This is a genomic window from Streptomyces torulosus, assembly GCF_001419765.1.
Classification (GTDB): domain Bacteria; phylum Actinomycetota; class Actinomycetes; order Streptomycetales; family Streptomycetaceae; genus Streptomyces; species Streptomyces torulosus.
Window position 1 is genome coordinate 1 of record NZ_LIRK01000346.1, and the last position, 5,403, is coordinate 5,403.

Genomic DNA, 5,403 nt, shown 5'->3' on the forward strand with positions numbered 1-5,403 from the left:
CACGTGAAACAGTGCCCCAAGTGCTGTTGTCGGCGGCCTCAGTTCGTGCCGATGCGGGCCAGGAGGTCCACGATGCGGGTCTGGACGTCCGGGCTCGTCGAGCGTTCGGCGAGGAACAGGACGGTCTCGCCCGAGGCCAGGCGCGGGAGTTCGGTCTGGTCGACGGCGGCGGTGTAGACGACGAGCGGGGTGCGGTTCAACTGCCCGTTCGTCCGCAGCCAGTCGATGATCCCGGCCTGGTGCCGGTGGACCTGGAGCAGATCCATCACCACGAGGTTGGGGCGCATCTGCGCGGCGAGGGTGACGGCGTCCGCGTCGGACGCGGCCCGCGCGACCTGCATGCCCCGCCGTTCCAGCGTGGCGGTCAGGGCGAGCGCGATCTCCGCGTGCTCCTCGATCAGCAGGACCCTCGGCGGATGCTGCTCGGAGTCACGCGGCGCGAGCGCCTTCAGCAGGATGGCCGGGTCGGCCCCGTACGCCGCGTCACGTGTCGCCTGCCCGAGTCCCGCCGTGACGAGCACGGGCACCTCGGCGGCCACCGCGGCCTGGCGCAGCGACTGAAGGGCCGTACGCGTGATGGGACCGGTGAGCGGGTCGACGAAGAGGGCGGCCGGGTAGGCGGCGATCTGCGCGTCGACGTCCTCACGCGAGTTCACGATGACGGGCCGGTAGCCGCGCTCGCTGAGCGCCTGGTGGGTGGGCACGTCCGGAGCGGGCCACACGAGCAGCCGGCGCGGGTTGTCCAGCGGCTCCGGCGGCAACTCGTCGTCCATCGGCTGCGGCTGGGGCCGGTCGGGAACCTCCACCGCCCCGCCGGGTCCGTCCAGCGGCTCGGGCCCTTCGTCCGCGTTCTCGTCCGGGGCCCCTATGGCGTACGAGCGCCCCGCCCCGTCGGTGTTGCCCACCAGCCGGGACTGACCGGCGAGCGAGGGCTGCGGCGGCAGGGGCACCTGTCCGGCGAGCGAGGCGTGGGGCGGCAGCGGCACCTGCCCGGCCAGTGAGGGCTGGCCCGGCTGAGCGGGCAGCGGCGTCTGCCCGCTGCCGTTGCCCTTGGCCTGTCCGGGCTGCGGGTGGGCGCGCGCGGCCGACTCGGGGCGGTCACCGGCGGGTTCGGGCGGCGTACCGAGCTTGCGGCGCCGACCGGAACCGCCGGGCTGGTTCGGGGCCGGGGTGGACCCCGGCTGCGGCTGGCCCTGCGCCTGGGGGGCGCCCTGGCGCGCGAACGGGACGCCCTGGCCCAGCGTCCGCACGCTGATCGCCCGCCCCTGCGTCGAGTTGGGGTCGAGCGAGGCGACGGGCCCGGCGGCCGGCGCGGCCTCGGCGGGCAGCGGCTGCGCGGCACGCAGCTGCTGCGGCACGGCACGCTCCGGCGGCAGCGGGGTCCCCGACGACGGCGTCGACTGCGGAGGCAACGGGGCCTGCGCACCGGCCACGGGGACACCGGCGCCGGAGGTGTCGTGACCGGGGTCGGGCCAGGACCGCGGCTGCGCCTGCGGCCTGGCTTGGGCGGGCTGACCGGCGCCGGGCACGCCCTGGGAGGGCACCGGCTGCGGGGCACCCTGAGCACCCGGTACGGCACCCTGCGCGGGGCCAGGCTGGCCGGGCGCGGCGACCTGCTGGGGGGCACCCTGAGCCGGTACGGCAGCGACCTGCTGGGGAACACCTTGCGCCGGTACGGCAGCGGCCTGCGCGGCGACCCCGGGGGCACCCTGGCCGGGCACGGGCTGCGCACCCGCACCGGGAGCGCCGACGGGCTGGCCGGGTGCCGGTACCGCGGCATCCACGGGCTGGCCGGGGGCGGCGGCCTGGGCAGGCACCTGCTGAGCCGGACCGGCGACACCCTGCGGCGGTACGGCAGCGGCCTGCGCGGCGGTGGCTTGCGCGGTGGTGGCTTGCGCGGTGGTGGCCTGCGCTGCGGCCCCGGGAACCCCCTGGGCGGGCACCGGCTGCGGGGCGCCCGGCAGACCCTGAGCGGGGATGGGCTGACCAGCAGCCGCGGCCTGCGCCGGGGCGGCCGCCATGGGAACGCCCTGCGCGGGGACGGGCTGCGGCGCCGGGACGCCCTGCGCGGGGACGGGCTGCGGCGCCGGGACGCCCTGCGCGGGCACCGGCTGGCCGGGAACCATCTGCGGAGGGATGCCCTGACCCGGCGGAACCTGGGCGGGCACCGGCTGCTGCCCGGCGGCGACCTGTGCCCCGGCGTCGCCCTGCTGCCCGGCGGGGCGGACGGCGCGGCGGCGCCCGGTCGGCGCGGGCAGGGGATGCGGCTGCGGCGGGGTGTGGTCGTCCGCCGGGTTGTGCAGCGCGGCGTCATGGCGCCCGTCGTCCGCACCACCGGCGGGAGCCCCCGGCACCTGACCGGCGACGACCGCTTGGCCGGCCCCGGGCGCCTGCGCGGGATCGGCCACCGGTACGGCACCCTGCGCGGCGGCGACACCGGGTACCCCGGCGGCCTGGACCTGCGGCGGAGCCTGCACCTGGCCTTGAACCTGCGGCTGCGGCTGGGCCGCCTCACCGGCTGCCTGGACCTGAGCCTGAGCACCGGGCTGGGCCAGCCCGGTGGCGGGCACGGGCCCTGCGGCAGGTACGGGACCGGCCGCGGGCACGGCGCCTGGGGCGGGAACCGGGCCCCCGGCGGGGACCATCCCTCCAGGCGGCACCGGCCCCGGCATCGGCTGCCCGGGCGACACAGGACCCGCCGCCGGGATCGGTTGCCCGGCGGGCACGGGCCCAGCGGCAGGGACCGACCCCCCGCCAGGTGCAGCCCCAGTCATCGGCACAGGCCCACCGGCGGGTACGGCCCCACCAGGCGGTACGGCCCCACCGGCGGGCAGCGCGGCCCCACCGGCGGGCACCATCCCCCCGGCCACAGCGGCTCCCTGGCCGCCCTCACCGTCGTACGCCTCTGCTCCCGGGGCCCCCGGGCCCCCCTGCGCAGGCACCGAAGGCACGGCCACAGCCCCGGCAGGCGCGCCCGGCGCACCCGGAGTCCCCGGCCCGCCCGGCGCCGCAGGCATCGGCACCGGACCGAGCCCGGCGTTCTGCGCGTACTCGGGTCCGCGGTCGGCCTCGGCCGGCGGCAGCGCGAAGACGGCGCGCCCGGCGGGCTCGGCGGCAGCCCGCTCCTCCGCCTTTGCCAGCGCACGACGACGGCGCCCGGTGGGCTGGCCCTCGCTCGTGTCACCGGTCGCGGCGTCGGGCGAGGGGGTCGTGGCCGGGCCGGCGGGCAGCGCGGGCGGCAGCGCGTTCTGCGCGGCGGGCTCGCGGCGCGCCCGCCGTCCGCTGGGCGCGGGCACGCCCTGCGGCGGCACGGTCCCGCCGAGCCCGGAGGCGGCGGCAGCGGTGCCGGCGGCGTGCTCTGCCGCCGTGACGACCGCGCCCTCGGCGGCGACGGCCTCTCCGTCGCCGTCGGCCGCGGCTGCCCGGCCGCGCCGTCGCCCGGTGCCCTCGGCCTCGTCGGTGCCGCCCTGCGCGGGCACGGGTGCCTCGCCGGCGGGGGGACCGCCCGCGGCGTCCTCGGCCCGGCGCCGGCGACGCCCGGTGGGAGGCGCGGCGGACACGGCCTCCGCCTCGGGGGTGTCGTCGCTGTCCAGGAACGCGTCCACGGACGACCGCCGGGCCCGACGCCGCCCGCCACCGGCGGCCTGCTCGGGCAACGAGACCTCGGCACCGGCGGCCACAGGACCGGCTTCGGCAGGTGACTCCGCGGGGGGCGCGGACTCGTCGACGGCCACGACCGGCGCCTGCACGGGAACCGTGCCCGCGCCGCCCCCGAGCGGCACCTCCAGCACGTACGCGCTGCCGCTCATCCCCGGCACCTCGTGCGTCTGCAGCACACCGCCGTGCGCGCGCACGATCCCCTGGACGATCGGCTGGTGCACCGGGTCTCCCCCGGCGTAGGGGCCGCGGACCTCGATCCGTACGACCTCGCCGCGCTGCGCCGCCGCCACGACGACGGTGTTGTCCATGTAGCCGCCGACGGACATGGGCGCGTTGCCGGTCGCGTCGACGCCGGCGACGTCCGCGATCAGATGCGCGAGGGCGGTCGCGAGCCGGGCCTGGTCGACCTCGGCCTCGATCGGCGGCGCGTGCACGGCGAACTGCACCCGCCCCGGCCCGACCAGTTCCACGGCGCCGTCGACACCGGCGGCGACGACCGCGTCGAGCATGACCGTCGTACGGACGAGGCCGTCCTCACCCGCGTCGATCCGCTGGTATCCCAGCACGTTGTCGATCAGGGTCGTGATCCGCGAGTAGCCGGCGGTGAGGTGGTGGAGGACCTGGTTGGCCTCGGGCCACAGCTGTCCGGCGTCGTCGGCGGCGAGGGTGCCCAGTTCGCTGCGGAGCTGGTCGAGCGGGCCGCGCAGGGAGGTGCCCAGCACGGCGAGCAGCTGCTCGTGCCGCGCGGCCAGCGCCTCGTAGCGGTCCTTCTCCCGCTCGCCGAGCGCGGCGTACCGCTCGTCACCGGCGGCGAGTTCCTCGGCGTGCTTCTCGCGCAGCTCGGCGAGTTCGGCGGTGTGCTGCTCCCGCACGCCCTCCAGTTCCTCGGCGTGCTCCTCGGAGAGCTGCTTCAGCTCCTCCGCGTGCCGCTCGGCCTCGGCGCTCTTCTCCTCGGCGAGCTGGTCGTAGGGCCGCCGGTCGGTGAACGTCATCACGGCCCCGACGAGCTGGTCCCCGTCGCGCACCGGCGCGGTCGTCAGGTCGACCGACACCTTGTCGCCGCTCTTGGACCACAGGACCTGGCCGCGCACCCGATGCTTGCGCCCGGACCGCAGGGTGTCGGCGAGCGGGGACTCGCCGTAAGGGAAGGGGGAGCCGTCCTCGCGGGAGTGCAGGACGAGCGTGTGCAGCTCGCGCCCGCCGAGATCGCTGGCCCGGTAACCCAGTATCTGGGCGGCGGCCGGGTTCACGAGGACGATCCGCCCGTCGGTGTCCGTCCCGACGACGCCCTCGGCCACGGCCCGCAGGATCATCTCGGTCTGCCGTTGCGAACGCGCGAGTTCGGCCTCGGTGTCGACGGTGCCGGANNCGGTCCGGCGGGCGATCATGCGGGTCGGCTTCGTCCGCCCGGTCGGGTCCATGGTGTCGGGCCGGCGCATCGACCCCGGGATGAGCCGGGAGTCGAACTCGGGGAGAAGGTCCAGCAGCCCGCGCCCCACCAGGGCGGTACCCGGGGCCTCGAAGGCCTCCAGGGCGATGGTGTTCGCGTTGACGACGGTCCCATTGGCGTTGACCAGCACCAACGCGTCGGGCAGCGCGTCCAGTATGGCTGCGAGGCGAGCAGCGCCTCGGGATGGCCTGCTGCTCACGAGACGCTTCCTCCCTGTTACCGCACCTTGCCGACCGCCTGGGCCATCTTGCCAACCGGCCCGCAACGTGTCACGCGAGGGAGTCTACGGGCAG

The 5,403-nt window shown here is 77.4% G+C and carries 1 protein-coding gene and 1 pseudogene; both read right to left on the reverse strand.

Translation table 11 applies throughout. From position 1 onward, the window contains the following. Positions 1 to 38: 38 nt before the first annotated feature. On the reverse strand, positions 39 to 5,027 hold a 4,989-nt coding region (locus AOK23_RS23940), incomplete at its 5' end, for a PAS domain-containing protein (RefSeq protein WP_240496528.1). 2 nt (positions 5,028 to 5,029) lie between these two features. Further along, positions 5,030 to 5,309: pseudogene (locus AOK23_RS50160) on the reverse strand (PAS domain-containing protein); the annotation flags it as partial. Between the last annotated feature and the right edge of the window lie 94 nt (positions 5,310 to 5,403).